Source organism: Nocardia sp. NPDC003183 (genome assembly GCF_053590715.1).
The window spans coordinates 238,959-254,544 of the sequence record NZ_JBSFTG010000004.1; the positions used below are offsets into that span (position 1 = coordinate 238,959).

At 69.0% G+C, this 15,586-nt stretch carries 13 protein-coding genes and 1 pseudogene; 6 read left to right on the forward strand and 8 right to left on the reverse strand.

Going from position 1 to position 15,586, the window contains the following annotated elements; genetic code table 11:
• Position 1 precedes the first annotated feature (1 nt).
• Positions 2-1,573, forward strand: a complete 1,572-nt coding sequence (locus ACWDXS_RS17035; RefSeq protein WP_449966643.1) for a chlorohydrolase family protein — start codon at positions 2-4, stop codon at positions 1,571-1,573.
• On the opposite strand, the gene ACWDXS_RS17040 is transcribed toward ACWDXS_RS17035, so the two are convergent.
• Genes ACWDXS_RS17040 through ACWDXS_RS17050 form a run of 3 tightly spaced genes read right to left on the reverse strand, consistent with a single transcriptional unit; the run spans position 1,527 to position 5,130 of the window.
• Positions 1,527-2,969, reverse strand: a complete 1,443-nt coding sequence (locus ACWDXS_RS17040; RefSeq protein ID WP_387446069.1) for an amidase — start codon at positions 2,967-2,969, stop codon at positions 1,527-1,529. The genes ACWDXS_RS17035 and ACWDXS_RS17040 overlap by 47 nt on opposite strands.
• Positions 2,970-3,022: 53 nt before the next feature.
• A complete protein-coding gene (locus tag ACWDXS_RS17045; protein WP_378989307.1) occupies positions 3,023-4,018 on the reverse strand; it encodes an acrylyl-CoA reductase family protein in 996 nt (331 codons plus the stop codon).
• Positions 4,019-4,062: 44 nt separating this feature from the next.
• Positions 4,063-5,130, reverse strand: a complete 1,068-nt coding sequence (locus ACWDXS_RS17050; protein WP_387446067.1) for a DNA polymerase IV — start codon at positions 5,128-5,130, stop codon at positions 4,063-4,065.
• 72 nt (positions 5,131-5,202) lie between these two features.
• Here ACWDXS_RS17050 and ACWDXS_RS17055 point away from each other — a divergent pair, with 72 nt between their 5' ends.
• Both ACWDXS_RS17055 and ACWDXS_RS17060 read left to right on the forward strand, forming a co-directional pair.
• Positions 5,203-5,766 carry a TetR/AcrR family transcriptional regulator gene (locus tag ACWDXS_RS17055; protein WP_387446066.1) on the forward strand — a complete coding sequence of 188 codons (564 nt, stop codon included), beginning with the start codon at positions 5,203-5,205 and terminating at the stop codon, positions 5,764-5,766.
• Between the two features lie 41 nt (positions 5,767-5,807).
• Positions 5,808-6,215, forward strand: a pseudogene (locus ACWDXS_RS17060) (PaaI family thioesterase); the annotation flags it as partial.
• 240 nt (positions 6,216-6,455) lie between these two features.
• Here the strand turns inward: ACWDXS_RS17060 and lon are convergent.
• Positions 6,456-8,942 carry an endopeptidase La gene (lon, locus tag ACWDXS_RS17065; protein ID WP_378989310.1) on the reverse strand — a complete coding sequence of 829 codons (2,487 nt, stop codon included), beginning with the start codon at positions 8,940-8,942 and terminating at the stop codon, positions 6,456-6,458.
• A 188-nt stretch (positions 8,943-9,130) separates the two neighbouring features.
• Between lon and ACWDXS_RS17070 the strand changes: the two genes are divergently transcribed.
• Together ACWDXS_RS17070 and ACWDXS_RS17075 are read left to right on the forward strand one after the other, a co-directional pair.
• Complete coding sequence (locus ACWDXS_RS17070; RefSeq protein WP_387446064.1) at positions 9,131-9,538, forward strand: YciI family protein; 408 nt, start codon at positions 9,131-9,133, stop codon at positions 9,536-9,538.
• Positions 9,535-10,677 (forward strand): RNA polymerase sigma factor, encoded by a 1,143-nt coding sequence (locus ACWDXS_RS17075; protein ID WP_449966650.1) that lies wholly within the window; start codon positions 9,535-9,537, stop codon positions 10,675-10,677. The genes ACWDXS_RS17070 and ACWDXS_RS17075 overlap by 4 nt, the downstream gene beginning before the upstream one ends.
• Before the next feature lie 100 nt (positions 10,678-10,777).
• Here ACWDXS_RS17075 and ACWDXS_RS17080 read toward each other — a convergent pair whose 3' ends face one another.
• From ACWDXS_RS17080 to ACWDXS_RS17090, 3 genes are read right to left on the reverse strand one after another with little or no spacing between them, the layout of a single operon-like run.
• Complete coding sequence (locus ACWDXS_RS17080) at positions 10,778-11,851, reverse strand: DUF3068 domain-containing protein (RefSeq protein WP_378989313.1); 1,074 nt, start codon at positions 11,849-11,851, stop codon at positions 10,778-10,780.
• Complete coding sequence (locus tag ACWDXS_RS17085; protein WP_082844323.1) at positions 11,848-12,018, reverse strand: DUF2613 domain-containing protein; 171 nt, start codon at positions 12,016-12,018, stop codon at positions 11,848-11,850. Before ACWDXS_RS17085 ends, ACWDXS_RS17080 begins: the two co-directional genes overlap by 4 nt.
• Positions 12,019-12,048: 30 nt before the next feature.
• Positions 12,049-12,828 carry an Rv1157c family protein gene (locus ACWDXS_RS17090; RefSeq protein WP_378989314.1) on the reverse strand — a complete coding sequence of 260 codons (780 nt, stop codon included), beginning with the start codon at positions 12,826-12,828 and terminating at the stop codon, positions 12,049-12,051.
• Positions 12,829-12,911: 83 nt separating this feature from the next.
• Here ACWDXS_RS17090 and ACWDXS_RS17095 point away from each other — a divergent pair, with 83 nt between their 5' ends.
• Positions 12,912-13,529 (forward strand): TetR/AcrR family transcriptional regulator, encoded by a 618-nt coding sequence (locus tag ACWDXS_RS17095; protein WP_378989315.1) that lies wholly within the window; start codon positions 12,912-12,914, stop codon positions 13,527-13,529.
• Positions 13,530-13,846: 317 nt separating this feature from the next.
• On the opposite strand, the gene ACWDXS_RS17100 is transcribed toward ACWDXS_RS17095, so the two are convergent.
• The gene (locus ACWDXS_RS17100) at positions 13,847-15,568 is read right to left on the reverse strand and encodes a protein kinase domain-containing protein (RefSeq protein WP_449966655.1); all 1,722 of its coding nucleotides are present in this window, start codon (positions 15,566-15,568) and stop codon (positions 13,847-13,849) included.
• Between the last annotated feature and the right edge of the window lie 18 nt (positions 15,569-15,586).

Sequence of the window (15,586 nt, forward strand, 5' to 3'; positions counted from 1 at the left end):
GATGCGGCGCGGTATTCGAGCACGCCATGTGCTCGCGTCGGGGATCGTCGGCGGCCACGTGTTGCTCACCGATGGCGAAGTGGTGGTGGAGGATTCGCGCATCGTCGCCGCCGGTCCGCGCGGTCTGGAGACCGTCGACGAGGTGATCGAGCTCGGGGACGCGGTCTTGATGCCCGGGCTCATCGACCTCGACGCGCTCACCGACATCGACCACACGATCCTGGATTCGTGGCAGTCGCGCGAGCTCGGCCTCGGTTTGCAATGGTCGCGCGAGTACGCCACGCAGCGGCGGCGCGCGGTGTTCGACGCCGAGGAGCGGGCGTTCATCCGTGAGTACGGGTTCGTCCAGCTGCTGCTGCACGGGGTGACGACGGCGATGCCGATCGCGTCGGAGGTACACAGCGATTGGGCGGAGACCTACTCCGACGCCGTGGCGATGGCCGAATCCGCACAACGTCTGGGCCTGCGGGTGTACCTCGGGCCCGCGTACCGATCCGGGGTCAACGTGGTCGACGACGACGGCTCGCGGTCCATCTACTGGAACGAAGAACTCGGGCTCGACGGGTTCGAGGGTGCGGCGCGGTTCCTGGAGTGGGCCTCGGCGCAGGACACCGATCTGATCCACGGGACGCTGCTCCCGTGCCGGATCGAGACGCTGTCCGAGGATCTGCTGCACCGGACCTCCGCGCTGGCCGCCGCGACCGGCGCGCTGGTCCGCCTGCACGCGCTCCAAGGGCTGCACGAACGCGCGTTCGTGATCGAGCGGTTCGGTATGTCACCGCTGGCCGTGCTCGAGCGGACCGGTCTCCTCGGGCCGAATCTGCTCATCCCTCACGGGATCTACATCGACTCGAACCCGCACGTGGATGCCGATACCGATGACGATCTCGGCACGCTCGCGGCGTCGGGAGCGTCGATCGTGCACTGCCCGCTCACCTCGGCCAGACACGGATCGGCGCTCGACAGTTTCGATCGGTACCGGGCAGCGGGCGTGCGCATCGCCCTCGGCACCGACTCTTTTCCGCCGGATCTGGTGCGCGGCATCGACATCGGCGTCACCTTGGCCAAGGTGCTGGCATCGCGGCTCGACGCGGCCACCTACGGCGACTACGTCTCGGCGGCGACGCTCGGCGGTGCCGAAGCGCTGCACCGACCGGACCTGGGCACGATCGCGGTGGGGGCGACCGCCGACCTGGTCGCCTTCCGCCTCGACGACCCGCGCGACGGCGTCCTCGACGATCCGATCCGCACCCTGTGCATGAACAGCACCGGGCGCGCGGCGGATTTCTCCATGGTCGCCGGGCGGATCACTCTGCGCGACGGGGTAATTCCCGGCATCGACCTGCCCGCGATGACCCGGCGGGCGCAGTCACTGTTCGACCGGATGCGTGCGGCCTACACCGAGCGCGACTACCTACGCCGTCCCGCCGGCGAACTGTTCCCGGCGTCCTTTCCGGCCGAGCCGTCGATACCGCGCGGCGATGGCGTTGCTCCCGAGCACGTGAGCACACCCGGAGGGGGAGTGGTCAGCCCCGCGGGCGGACCCAGCCGCCGAACGCCTTCTCGAGAGTGAGGGCCGCGGCGATCGAGAGGTGATCGCGGTTGGGTCCCGCGACCACCTGTACCCCGAGTGGCAGACCGTGGGTGCCGCGGCCGAGCGGCACCTGGGTGACGGGGAGCCCGGCGAGGCTGAACGGTGCGACCGTGTTCGTGCGCCACAGGCGGCCGGTGGTGCGGCCGTGACGGGGCGCGACCGTGCTCAGGGTCGGATGCAGGAGCAATCCGTCACCGATGATCTCGGTGATCTCGGCGGCAGTGCGGTGTGCGGCGGCGGTGATGCGCCGGGCCACCCGGGTGGGTAGCCGGGCCGCGATCAGCTCGCCGAGCGCGAGGAGACGGGTGGCGAGGGTGTGGTCGCCGCGCAGGGCGGTGAGTTGACCCGGCGCGAGGATGTCGGCGCCCTCGCCGCGCATGATCTCGGCGAAGCTGATCCCGGTCTCCTCGGCCAGCACGATCGTGGCGAAGAGCCCGATCGTCCGCAGCGAACGCATCGGTACCCGGGTGACCTCGGCGCCCGCCTCGGTGAGCGCGGCGGCGGCGCGGTCGCGCGCGGCCAGTACCTCACGGCCGAAGCCGGGGGCGAAGGTTCCGTCGAGCAGCACGACGGGCACACCTCGCATCGAGGTGGTCGCCGGATCGCCGAGGGTGGCCGCGCGGACCAGGGGATCGGTCCCGTCGGGACCGGCCATGATCCGCAGCAGCGGCATGAGATCGGCCGCACGGCGGGCGATGACCCCGTTGGAGCACAGGGCGGCCACGCCGAACGGTGGTGGCCACGCACCGGTGGTCGGGAGCAGGCCGGTCGACGGGCGGTGCCCGAAGACGCCGTTGCAGAAGGCGGGCACCCGGATCGAGCCGAGGGTATCGGTGGCCAGGCCGAGCGGGGAGCCGCCGCTGCCGACGGCGGCGCCCTCACCGCCCGATGACCCGCCCGCCGTTCGTGTCCGGTCGTGCACGTTGCTGGTTCGCCCGTAGACCCGGTTCGTCGACTCGAGCCACATGCACCCCTCGGCGGTGTTGGTCAGCCCGAGCACGATCGCACCCGCGTCCAGAACTCGTTGCACCACCGTGGCATTCGCGGTGGGCCGCAGGTGCCGCCGAGCCACGACGCCCGCCGTGTTGGGCAGGCCCGCGACCGCCAAGGACTCCTTGACGGTGATCGGGACGCCGAACAGCGGCGGCAGGTGCTCCGGCCCGGTCGCGAGGTGGGCGTCGGCGGCGTCGGCCTGTGCCCGCGCGGTGTCGTAGCAGTCCACCACCACGGCGTTCGTGGCGGGCGCGAAACGTTCCAGCACGGCGATGTGGGCATCGATCACCGCGCGGACGCTGACCTCACGGGCGCGAATGGACGCGGCCAGCGCGATCGCGGACTCGTCGGTGATCGTGGTGCCGTCTGGGCGGAGCATCATGTCGTTACAGTATTACATTATCCGTAACGTCGTCGTGTGGACTTCTGGCGGGCTCAGAACTCGTTGGCCACGCCGATCACGGTGCGCCCGGAGTGGGTGCCGTCCTTGATCGACTGCAGGACGGTGCCGACCTCGGTGATCGGTGCGAAGGACTCGATCGTCGACAGATGCTGGGGGCGAAGCTGTTTGCCCAGTGCTGTCCACAGTGCGCGGCGCTTCTCGATCGGGAGCTGGACCGAGTCGATGCCGAGCAGGCTGACGCCGCGCAGGATGAACGGGAGCACGGTGGTGGGAAGCTCGGCGCCGCCGGTGAGGCCGCTGGCCGCTACCGCCCCGCCGTAACCGATGGCGCTGAGGACGTGGGCCAGCGACGCGCCGCCGACGCTGTCCACCGCCGACGCCCAGTTGGCCTTGTTGAGCGGGCGCGGCTTGGCATCGGGGTCGAGGGGCAGCCGGCCGATGACCTCGTTGGCGCCGAGCTCGGCCAGCAGGTCGTTCGCGTCGGTCTTGCCGGTGGAAGCGATCACCTCGAAGCCGAGGCCGGAGAGGATGTCGATGGCCACGGTGCCGACACCGCCGGTCGCGCCGGTGACCAGGACGGCGCCGTCGTCGGGGGTCAGGCCGTGGTCGAGCAGGGCCTGCACGCTCAGGGCGGCGGTGAAGCCCGCGGTGCCGATGGTGGCGGCGTCTCGGGTGTCGAGGCCGTCGAGCTTCACCACCCATTCGGCAGGCACCTTGGTGTATTCGGCAAAGCCACCGTTGCGCGAAACGCCCAGGTCGTAGCCATGGGCGATGACCTGATCGCCGGGGGAGAAGTCATCGATCTCCGAGGCGATCACCTCACCGGTGAGGTCGATGCCCGGCACGATCGGATAGTTGCGCACCACCCCACCGCGCGGCGTGATCGCCAGCAGATCTTTGTAGTTCGCGCTCGAGTAATGAACCTTGATCGTCACCTCGCCGCTACCGAGGAAGTCGTCTCCCACCGTTTCACGAGCGAGAACGATCCCACCATCGGATTCACGGGCCACCATCGCAGAAAACTCCATTGCCCGAGCATACGAGTTCGCGAGACCGCGGGGGAGGACCCACGTCAGGGCGGGACGAGTTCCAGGCGGACGCCGAGGAGGCGGATCGGGCGGTCCAGGTCGAAGCGGTCGATGATCGCCAGGGCGGTGTCGGTGATGGTGGTGATGTCGTCGGTGGGGGCGGGGAGTTTTTGCTGTTTGCTGCGGGTGTAGAAGGTTTTCGTGCGGACGGTGACCGAGACCCGGGTGCTGACGCGGTGGTGTTCGCGCATCTCCTCGGCGACCTCGGTGGCGATGCGGGCGACCTCGCGGCGGATTTCGCCGGGATCGGTGAGGTCGTGCGGGAAGGTCTCGGACTTGCTGCGGCCCACGGGGATTCGTGGGGTGGTCGAGAGTTCGGTGTCGCCTTTGCCGTGGCCGAGGACCCACAGGTAGGGGCCGGTGCTCGGGCCGAACTCGGCGGCCAGGCGCGCGCGGTCGGCGGACATGAGATCGGCGACCGTGGTGATGTCGAGGTCGGCCAGACGGTGGGCGATGCGGGCACCGACGCCCCAGAGCGCGTCGGTGGGGCGGTGGCCCATGAGTTCGGTCCAGTTGGCGGCGGTGAGCTCGAAGATGCCGGTGGCGGCGCCGGGGTCGTGCTCGGGTTCGGCGGAGGTCTTGCCGGTGGACTTGGCGAAACCGGTGGCGAGCTTCGCGGTGAGCTTGTTGTCGCCGATGCCGACCGCGCACGTGAGGCCGAGTTCGATGATGGCGGTGCGGATTTCGGCGGCCAGCTGCCACGGATCGCCGTCGGTGGCGACGAACGCCTCGTCCATCCCCCACACCTCGACCGCGCCGGCCACCCGGCCCAGCGTCGCCATGATCTCTTCGGAGGCCACCTCGTAGGCGGCCATGTCGACCGGCAGGAAAACGCCCTCCGGGCACTTGCGCTGCGCCATTCTCAACGCCATCCCCGCACGCACGCCGTAGGCCCGCGCGGGATAAGACGCGCAGGTCACGACCTTGCGGGGCTGCGCGGGATCGCCCTCGCCGCCGACGATCACCGGCAGGCCGCGCAGCTCAGGGCGACGCCGGAATTCCACCGCCGCCTGGAACTGGTCGAGATCCACATGCAGGAGCCACCGGGGCACAGTTCCGTCTTACCGCATCGCACCGACAGATCGGCTCTTGCCACGTCAGCCGGACAGAACTAAATTCTGTATATGGAGATGCGAGATCGGTTGTTGCTCGCCGCGGAGCGGCAGTTCGCCGAACACGGCGTGCTCGATGCCACGCTGAGCGATATCCGCGCCGCCGCCGATGCCAGCGTCGGCGCGCTGTACCACCACTTTCCGGACAAGTCCGACCTCTATCGGCAGGTCTGGATGGCCGCGCTCACCGACTACCAGCAACACTTCTGGAATGCCGTCGCCGACAGTCCCGACGCGCGGACCGGCGTCGAGGCCGGGGTGCGCGCGCACCTGCACTGGGTGCACGAATATCAATATCGCGCAACGGTTCTCACGGGTTCGCGGCCGCCCGGGGCCCGGGAGAGCGAGCGCAATGTGGAGTTCCTCACGGCCGTCCGGCGGTGGTGGCGCACGCACGCGGGATACGGCGCGGTGCGTGACCTGGAACTCGATCTCGTCTACGCGCTGTGGCTCGGTGCGGCACAGGAATACTCCCGCCAATGGCTTGGTGGCAATATCCGTACCGCGCCAACCGATGTCGCCCCCGAGCTCGCCGCCGCCGCGTGGGCGACACTGCGGGCCGACGGCACCGAATAGTCACCATGCAGGGCCACGCAACTCGAAGAACGGAACACCCGATGCCGACCGAAGCTTCCACCCTCGACCTCGACCTGGCGCGCCAGGTACTAGCCGCGCAGCCGTTCGCCCGTCTGGTCGGCACCGAGCTCACCGAATTCGGTGAGGGCGCAGCCACTCTCATCATCGACATCCAGCCAGAACACGGCCAGCAGTTCGGCTTCGTGCACGGCGGGGTGCTCGCCTACGCCGCCGACAACGCCCTCACCTTCGCCGCGGGTACCGTCCTGGGCCCCAACGTCCTCACCGGCGGCTTCACCATCACCTACCTGCGCCCTGCCCAGGGCGAGCGCCTGCGCGTGCACGCCACCGTCCTTGGCGCCACCCGCCGCCAGGCCGTCACCCACTGCGACGTCTACGCCGAGACCGAGGGCGAGGAACCTGTCCTCTGCGCGGTCGCCCAGGGCACCACTCGCCGCGTCGAGAAGGACCTCGCCCCCACCACCGAGGAAGACGCGGACGGTTTCGACGACGACGATCTCGACGACGACCTCGACGACCTCGACGACCTCGACGACCAGGACAACTACGACACCGACCAACTCGCCGTAGTCACCGTCGCGGGCCCGATGCTGCCGCCGACCGTCAGCCGCTAGCCGGACACGTCAACGGGCCGTACACAGCTGTGCACGGCCCGTTGACAGCGGGGATCAGGCGCTGACGGCGAAGGTCTTGCCGTCGGCGGCGGGTTCGGCGATCGGCTCGATCGCGTAGGCCAGGATGTCTGCCACGTCGGCGACGGGGCGGACGTTCAGGGCGGCCAGTACTTCCGCCGGGACTTCGTCCAGGTCCGGTTCGTTGCGGGCCGGGATGAAGACGGTCTTCAGGCCGGCTCGCTGGGCGGCGAGCAGCTTCTGCTTCACGCCGCCGATCGGCAGGACACTGCCGTTCAGGGTGACCTCGCCGGTCATCCCCACATCGCCGCGGACCGGGCGACCGAGGGCCAGCGACACCAGGGCGGTGACCATGGTGACGCCCGCCGAAGGGCCGTCCTTGGGGACCGCACCCGCGGGGAAGTGGATGTGGATGTTGCGGTCGAGGACCTTCGGCTCGATACCGATTTCCTCCAGGTGCGAGCGGACGTAGGTGAGGGCGATCTGAGCCGATTCCTTCATCACGTCACCGAGCTGGCCGGTGAGGGTGAGCGAACGCTCGCCCTCGGCGCCGTTGGCCTCGATGTAGAGGACATCGCCGCCCGCACCGGTCACCGCGAGGCCGGTCGCCACGCCCGGGACGGAGGTGCGCTCCATCGAGTCCGGGGTGAAGCGGGGACGCCCGAGGTAGTCGGTGAGGTTGTCGAGGTCGACCACCAGGCTCGTCACCTGACCGACCGGCTGCGGACCGGCCGCGATGTCGATGACGTTGTCGTAGCCGAGTTCGGGGTCGTACCCGAGCACCGCGCCCTCGCCCAGCGCGCCCTTGTCGACGAGCGGGGCGTCCACGGCAGCGTCGCCGACGCTCGCGGGGTCGCCTGTGACCAGGCGAGTTGCCGCCTTGCGCAAGGCTTTTGCCACCAGGCGCTCCATTTGACGCACACCCGCCTCCCGGGTGTAGTTCGCCGCGATCTCGCGCAGGGCCGCGTCGGTGATCGACACTTCTTCCGCGGTCAGCGCGTTGCGCTCCAGCTGGCGGGGAACCAGGAAGTCGCGCGCGATCGCCACCTTGTCGGCCTCGGTGTAGCCGTCGACGGTGATGAGCTCCATACGGTCCAGCAGGGGACCGGGGATGGTGTCCATGACGTTGGCGGTCGCGATGAACAGGACATTCGACAGGTCGAGGTCCAGGTCCAGGTAGTGGTCGCGGAAGGTGTGGTTCTGCGCGGGGTCGAGGACCTCGAGCAGGGCCGCCGCCGGATCACCACGGAAGTCGGAGCCGACCTTGTCGATCTCGTCCAGCAGGACAACGGGATTCATCGAACCCGCCTCCTTCACCGCACGCACGATCCGGCCCGGCAGCGCGCCGACGTAGGTGCGGCGGTGGCCACGGATCTCGGCCTCGTCGCGCACGCCGCCGAGGGCGACGCGAACGAACTTGCGGCCCAGCGCCTTGGCGACCGATTCACCCAGCGAGGTCTTGCCGACACCGGGGGGACCCACCAGCACGAGCACCGCGCCGGACCCGCGTCCACCCACGACCTCGAGACCGCGCGCGGCCCGCCGCGAACGCACCGCCAGGTACTCGACCATCCGGTCCTTCACCTCGTCGAGGCCGTGGTGATCGGCGTCGAGCACCGCTCGCGCGGCCGAGACATCGGTGCTGTCCTCGGTTTTCACCGTCCACGGCAGATCGAGCACGGTGTCGAGCCAGGTACGGATCCAGCCGGATTCCGGGCTCTGGTCGCTGGCGCGCTCCAACCGGCCGACCTCGCGCAGCGCCTCCGCGCGCACGTTCTCGGGCAGGTCCGCGTTCTCCACGCGAGTGCGGTAGTCGTCGGCGCCGTCGGGTTCGTCCTCGCCGAGTTCCTTGCGGATGGCGTTGAGCTGCTGACGCAGCAGGAACTCGCGCTGACTCTTCTCCATGCCGTCGCGGACGTCTTCGGAGATCTTGTCGGTGACCTCCACCTCGGCGATGTGGTCCTTGATCCAGTCGATCTGCTTGGTCAGCCGCACCGCGACATCGGGGGTCTCGAGCAGTTCGCGCTTCTGGTCGTCGGACAGGTACGGCGCGTAGCCCGCGGTGTCGGCGATGGCCTCTACGTCGTCGAGCTGGTTGACGATGTCGATGATCTGCCAGGCCTCACGCCGCTGCAGCACGGCGACGACCAGCTTCTTGTACTCGGCGGCGAGCTCGGTGGTCCGCTCGTCGGGCTCGACCGCCTCGACGAGTTCGGCCTCCACCCACAGCGCGGCTCCCGGCCCGGTGACACCGTGCCCGATCCGGGCGCGGCGCTCGGCCTTCAACACGGCCGCGGGCGCGCCGCCGCGCATCCGGCCGACCTGTTCGATGGTGGCGACGACGCCGTAGGACGCGTAGCCCTCGTCGAGGCGCGGCGCGACCAGCACCGAACCGGTTTTGGCCGCCTGGGCGGCGTCGATGGCGGCCTGCGCGGATTCGTCCAGTTCGATGGGCACGACCATGCCCGGCAGCACGATCGGATCGGTCAGGAACAGCACCGGCAGGTTCTGAGCTGAAGTCATGTCGACCCTTCCAAAGTTGAGCTTTGCTGACTCAACATGGACCCCCGGCGGTTTGTTCCTGCAGGTGGCGCCGTTCACTCACGGCGAAAACAATCGGCCGGGATTCTTGTGCCGCCGATGTCGAGAACGCGTGGGTGGCTCCGTCCCAGGGGTACAACCCACACAGAACACCAACCGAGGAGAACATCATGGCCAAGTACCTGCTGCTCAAGCACTACCGTGGCGCGCCCGCATCGGTCAACGACGCGCCGATGGATCAGTGGACGGCGGACGAGGTGTCCGCGCATGTGCAGTACATGGTGGATTTCGCCGATCGATTGCGATCGACCGGCGAGTTCGTCGACGGTCAGGCACTGTCCACCCAGGGCACGTGGGTCCGCTCGGACGGCGCGGGTCGCCCGCCGGTCACCGACGGGCCGTTCGCGGAGACCAAGGACCTGATCGCCGGGTGGATGGTCATCGATGTCGAGACCTATGACCGGGCGCTCGAACTCGCCGGGGAGCTGTCGGCGGCACCGGGCGCAGGTGGAAAGCCGGTGCAGGAATGGCTCGAACTGCGGCCGTTCTACACAGAGTTGCCCACGGTGACCGAATGAACGACGCGCTACTGCGCGAACTCGTCCCCGCGGTGATCGCGATCCTCGTCCGCCGCGGGGCCGGGTTCGCGGCGGCCGAGGACGCGGTGCAGGAGGCGCTGATCCGGGCGCTGGAAACCTGGCCCGACGATCCACCGCGCGACGCGAAGGGCTGGCTCGTCGCCGTCGCCTGGCGGAAGTTCATCGATGCGACACAGGCCGAAACATCCAGGCGTGGGCGAGAATTCGCGGTCGATGCCGAGCCCGAAGCCGGTCCGGTGCCCGCCACGGACGACACGCTGTGGCTGTATTTCCTGTGCGCGCATCCCTCGCTGTCGCCGGGCTCGGCCGTCGCGCTGACCTTGCGTGCGGTCGGCGGCCTGACGACCCGGCAGATCGCGACGGCCTACCTGGTTCCGGAATCGACTATGGCGCAACGGATCAGCCGGGCCAAGAAGCGGATCACGGGCTTACCGCTGGACCGTCCCAGCGATCCGGCAACGGTGCTGCGGGTGCTCTACCTCGTCTTCAACGAGGGCTACAGCGGCGACATCGATCTGGCCGCCGAAGCCATCCGCCTCACCCGTCAGCTCGCCGCCTCGACCGGCGAACCCGAGGTCTCGGGGCTGCTCGCGCTGATGCTGCTGCACCACGCCCGCCGTGCGTCGCGTATCGAGGGCGGGCGCTTGATTCCGCTGGCCGCACAGGACCGATCCCGGTGGGACACACACCTTATCGCCGAGGGCGTGACGATCCTGCAAGCCGCACTGGCGCGTGACCGCCTGGGCGAATACCAGGCCCAAGCCGCGATCGCGGCCCTGCACGCGGACGCCCCGAGCACCGCTGAGACGGACTGGATACAGATCGTGGAGTGGTACGACGAACTACTGCTTCTCACCGACAGCCCGGTGGTGTGCCTGAATCGCGCGGTCGCGGTCGGTGAGGCCGACGGCCCCCGAGCAGGGCTGGCCGCCCTCGCGGATCTCGACCCGGAACTACCGCGCCACAGCGCATCCCGGGCCTACCTACTCGAACGAGCGGGCGAACTCAAGGAGGCCGCGACCCTGTACGCCGCAGCGGCCCGCGCGGCCACCACAGTTCTCGAGCGCGACCATCTCACCCGCGAGGCGGCTCGAGTTCGGCAGTTACCGCGACCCTGAATCCGATTGCCGCGCGGTCGCACTGGGCAAACCTGCCCGCAAAACAGCTCGGCCTCCCCCGGGTTGAGGACCGGGGGAGGCCGAGTTGTGGACAGGTGGCTTACAGGTTCGAGGAACGAATCCGCTCGGTCGGGGGATCGAACGGACGGCCCGCGGTGGAGCCCGAGCTCAGGAATCCGAGGACCGCGCCGCCGATGAGGAAGATGGCGGCGAGGATGCCCAGGATGATCGGCAGAGTCTTGCCGTACAGGTCGAGCTTGTCGAGGCTCTCCTGGGTGACGGCCATCTGGGCTTCGATGGTCTCTTCGTCGAAGACGAGGTGCGACTTCAGGATGTTGACGTCCACCTGCCCGGCGCTACGGCCGTAGTACATGTGGAGGTTCTCGCCACCCTTGAGAACCGCGCCGGTCCTCGGCTCCACCCACACGTCGCGGGTGTTGGTGTAGAAGCGCGTCATGGTGACCGGCTCGGTGCCCTCGAGGCCCCACTTGGCGGCGGGCAGGGCGAGCTGATGGGACGGGTGCTTGACGACGTCCCACATGTTCGTCACCGGGATGGTCTGCCGGAAGTGGTAGACCGGCACGCCGTTGATCTCCGACTCGTCGATGAAATCGATGTCGTAGGTGGCGCGGGCGTTGAGGTCGAAGTACGGGTACGACTTCTTCTCGGTGCCGATCGGGAAGCGGTACTGCAGGCCGCGCCGCTGCGACTCGGTGGGGATCGCGGCGCCCGACTTGGGGTCCTGAGCCACGGCGATCGAACCGTTGGGCGAGGCGTCGATCGGCGCGCCGGTGACGCGGTCGATGGTGACGCGGTCGACCGAGGCGGTGAGCAGGCCGTCCTTGGGGTCCTGGTCGTCGCGACGCAGGGTCTGGCCGGCCTGGACGGTCATCTCGTCGGCGTCCGAGGGCTCCTCGACCGTCAGGAAGCGCTGGGAAACGAGCGGCACATTGGTGTTCACCTTGGCAGCGCCCTCGGTCGCGGTGAGCGACTTCGCGTCCAGCACGAGGCTTTCCTCGCCGGGCACGCTCTTGGCGACCGTGGTGATGCGCAAGTCGAGCGGGGTCTTGGCGACCTTGCCGACCGTGTAGGTGGGAATCATGACCGCGGCCGCGAGCAGCAGCGCGCCGAGACCGACGAGGATGCAGGCGATGAGCCTGCGTACGTTGCTCATCGCGAGCCGTACTGCACGTTGCCGAGCAGCGACGAGCCCGGGTCACCGGACTCCTCGGGCGCGGGGATCGAATTCTGTTGCGCGCCCGCGGTGATGCCGAGTACGGCAATCACCCCGATGACCGCGCCGGCCAGGCCGCTGACCAGGCCGGGGACGACAAACTTCATAGATCGAACTCCAATTGCGTGGTGCGAGACTCAGCCGACGGAGAAGAAACCGAGGGTCGGGGCGAACGAGCAGGTGCGGTCACCATCGGCGGTGGCCGTGGTGAGCGAACCGGTGATCACTGCCGCGACCCGGCCGGGACCGGTGTCGGCGATAGCGGTGAGAGTGGCCGGGCCGTCGGCGTTGATGCCCGCCTCGGTGGTGAGCGGCTGGGTACCGGTGCGACGGTTGTCGAGGTTGACCCACTGCACCGTCATCGGCGGATTCTGCACGACAGTGGCGGTCTTCGTGCCGAGCGCGGTGAAGACGAAGCCGGTCTGGCCCGCGGCCGGTCCGGGCGGCGGCAGCGTCGCCGGGCCGGGGACCGCCAGCGCGGTGCCGACGGAATCCGACGTCGGGCCGATGCAGCCCTTGCCGATGGTCGGGTAGAGGAACTGCGCGATGCGCGGACCGTCCGAAGGCGGCAATTCGGGACCGCCGCCGCCACTGCCGTCGAGGAAGGTGATGACCTTTTCGAGGGTGGCCTTGACCTGCGCCGGGATGCCGGGCGTGGCCAGCAGCACGCGAGCCTGGGCCAGGATCGCGGCCTGTCCGCCGTCGGCGATGGGGCCGGGTGCCGAAATCGCGCCTACGATCGTCGGAGCCAGCGCCGCGAGTGTCCCGGAGGGGACGTTCTCGGCGATGGCGGGGACGCTCGGCTGCGTCGCGGCGGACTGCGGGGCAGCCATCGTGGGCGTGGGTGCCACGAGTGCCGCACCCGCCGCTAGTACGAGGGCGGACAATGCGGTCCGCGATGCTCGGGTGCTCAGCACTGGTCGGCCGTCCTTTGTTCGGTGGATAGATGAAGCGACCCGGAAAGGTCAGTGTTATCCCGGGTTTCAGATACTTTGGAGAGGTGACTACAGCGGACAGGCGGTATGGGGGTCGTACGGTCGTCGCGCGAAAAGCCGAACGACGACTGCGATTCCTGGAAGCAGCGACGCAGATCTTCGCGGAACGTGGCTACGCCACGTGCTCGCTCGCCGAGGTGTGCGCGGCGGCCGGGCTGTCCAAGCGGCAGTTCTACGAGGAGTTCGAAACTCGTGAAGACGTGCTGGTGGCGGCCTACGACCGGATCCAGGACGACGCGGCGGCCGCGGTCGGCACCGCGCTGGTCGCGCTCGGCTCGACCGATCCGCAGCTCGCGTTGCGAGCCGGCTTCGGCGCGTACCTGGAGTCGCTCGGCTCCGACCCGTATCGCGCGCAGGTGGCGCTGATCGAGGTGGTCGGGGTGAGCGATCGGATGGAGACCCATCGCCGGACCCGCAGGCACGCCTGGTCGGCACTGATCGAGGGCGCGCTGGAGCGGGTGGGGGTGCGCCTGCGCGGTGATGCCGAGCTGACCACCGCGCTGATCACGGGCGCGGTCACCGGCGTGGCGCACGAATGGTTGCTGCGCAAGTCGCGTCCGCCCGTCGACGAGCTGGTCGATCTGCTCACCGGCGCCGCTCTGGCACTGGTCACGTTCGACTGACATCAAGGCAGCCTTCGGGACGGTGGCAACCTTGCTCACCTGCCGCCCGCTCAATCGACTCCCTTTCCAGACATTGTGAGACCGACTGGCTTCACAGTGTGGGCGAGAGTTTGACATATTAGTGACCCAGATCGCAACGGCAGAGTTTGCGAGACCGACGCTACCTGCGGGTATGGATTGACGGTGCTGCCCGTCAGCGGCGCGACACCGCGTTTCACGTAGAGGTTTGCTACTGGACGAACGACCGGGTGCACCTGCGCCGAGGGCATCGCGGGCTATCCGGTAGCAACCTGTTCCAGTTCGGTCGGAGCCCATTGTCAGCCCTTCCGCAGGGTGCCGGCGATGGTGCCGCCGAGGACACCAGGGGTTCGATAGGCCAGCGTGCCGTCGGGTTGCAGAGTGACCGTCGAGGTAGCGCCCTCGTCGAAGCATCCGCTACCGGCGGTGAGCCTGGCCCGGAAGGTGAGGCGCTGCGCGGTGGCCTCGGTGAGGGTTTCCGCACGGCCGCAGCGGTCGCGGGAGAGGGCGCCGGTGTTGGCCGAGGTCGCGAGTTCCTGACCGACCGCACCGGCGGCGATGGTGAGTTCGATGTCGAACTGAACCGGGCCGTCGGCGGCACGGCCCTTCCAGGTGCCGACGAACTCGGCCGGGACGGAGTCCGTGCCCGATCCGGTGGCGGTCGAGCTGGGTGCGGTCTCGGTCGAGCTCGAAGCGACGGAGGTCGAGGCGACGGAGGTCGAGGCGGCGGAGGTGCTCGATCCGGTGCCGCCGGTGGACCCGGCATTCAGTTGGGTCCCGATCAGATAGGCGCCACCCGCGACCGCCACCGCCACCGTCGCGGACGCGGCGATCAACAGAGTCCGGGTTCGTCGCGACGCGGTGGCACGTGCCGGCGCGGGCGGCGGGCGACCGGTGAACGTGTCGGCGGAATTGTGCGCGACCACAAAGGGCGGCGGGGTGAATTCGCCGGGCACTCCATAGGGAGTCGGCGGCGATCCGCTGATGACGGTCGGTCCGTGCGGTCTCGAGGAGCCGGTCGGAGAGACCTGCGCGGGGTTCGCGGCCGGCAGGTTCGGTACCGAAGTGCCTGTCGACCAGCCTGGTGCGGAAATCGCGGCGGCATCGAGAGGCGATGCGCCGGATGGGTCGGCAGGATCGAAATCCAGGTCGAGTAGCCGGACGGCGCTGGTACTGATGTGCGCGACTACTTGTGGCGGCAGCCAATCGGTTCGTTCGGCAGTGCCGAGGTGGGCCAGTTCCGAAAGGACTTGTTCCGGGGTCGGTCTGGCAGCGGGGTCTTTGGCCAAACAGGACGAGACGAGCGGTCGCAGGGCGGAAGGAAGAGCCTCGAGACGGGGTTCCTCGTACACGATGCGCCAGAGCATCTGCATCACCTCGGCCGTACCGAAGGGGCCGTGACCCGCGGCGGCGAAGGTGAGGACGCCGCCGAGAGCGAAGACATCGCAGGCGGGACTGAGGGTTTCGCCGCTCACCTGCTCGGGACACATGAAACCCGGTGAGCCGAGAAACTTTCCGGTGGTGGTGAGGGCGGAATCCGCGATCACCCTGGCAATGCCGAAATCGATCACCTTGGGGCCGTCGATCGCGAGCATCACGTTCGACGGCTTCAGGTCGCGGTGCACGATGCCTGCCGCGTGCACCGCCACGAGCGCTTCGGCGAGCCCGTGTGCCAACGCCGGCAGCGCGGGCTCGGCGAACGGCCCGAACCGGTTGACCGCGTCGGTCAACGAGATCCCGGCGACATAGCCGGTGGCCAGCCACGGCGCCCGCGCATCGACATCGGCGTCGAGCACCGGCGCGGTGTAGGCCCCGCCGACGCGCTGAGCCGCCGCGACCTCACGACGGAACCTCGCACGGAACTCCGCATCGATCAGATCCGGGCGGATCACCTTCACGGCGACCGTGCGCCCGCCCGGGTTCCGGCCCAGATACACCTTGCCCATGCCCCCGGCACCCAGCACGCCCAGCAGTCGGTAGTCGCCGATCCGCCGAGGATCGTTCGGGTCGAGCGGTTGCATCGCGGGTGGTTCCTTCGG

Coding starts and splice junctions, on each gene's coding strand:
- ACWDXS_RS17075 (WP_449966650.1), top strand. CDS start 9,535: ATGAACGACGCGCTACTGCGCGAACTCGTCCCCGCGGTGATCGCGATC.
- ACWDXS_RS17080 (WP_378989313.1), bottom strand. CDS start 11,851: ATGAGCAACGTACGCAGGCTCATCGCCTGCATCCTCGTCGGTCTCGGC.
- ACWDXS_RS17040 (WP_387446069.1), bottom strand. CDS start 2,969: ATGATGCTCCGCCCAGACGGCACCACGATCACCGACGAGTCCGCGATC.
- ACWDXS_RS17055 (WP_387446066.1), top strand. CDS start 5,203: ATGGAGATGCGAGATCGGTTGTTGCTCGCCGCGGAGCGGCAGTTCGCC.
- ACWDXS_RS17035 (WP_449966643.1), top strand. CDS start 2: ATGCGGCGCGGTATTCGAGCACGCCATGTGCTCGCGTCGGGGATCGTC.
- lon (WP_378989310.1), bottom strand. CDS start 8,942: ATGACTTCAGCTCAGAACCTGCCGGTGCTGTTCCTGACCGATCCGATC.
- ACWDXS_RS17045 (WP_378989307.1), bottom strand. CDS start 4,018: ATGGAGTTTTCTGCGATGGTGGCCCGTGAATCCGATGGTGGGATCGTT.
- ACWDXS_RS17070 (WP_387446064.1), top strand. CDS start 9,131: ATGGCCAAGTACCTGCTGCTCAAGCACTACCGTGGCGCGCCCGCATCG.
- ACWDXS_RS17085 (WP_082844323.1), bottom strand. CDS start 12,018: ATGAAGTTTGTCGTCCCCGGCCTGGTCAGCGGCCTGGCCGGCGCGGTC.
- ACWDXS_RS17100 (WP_449966655.1), bottom strand. CDS start 15,568: ATGCAACCGCTCGACCCGAACGATCCTCGGCGGATCGGCGACTACCGA.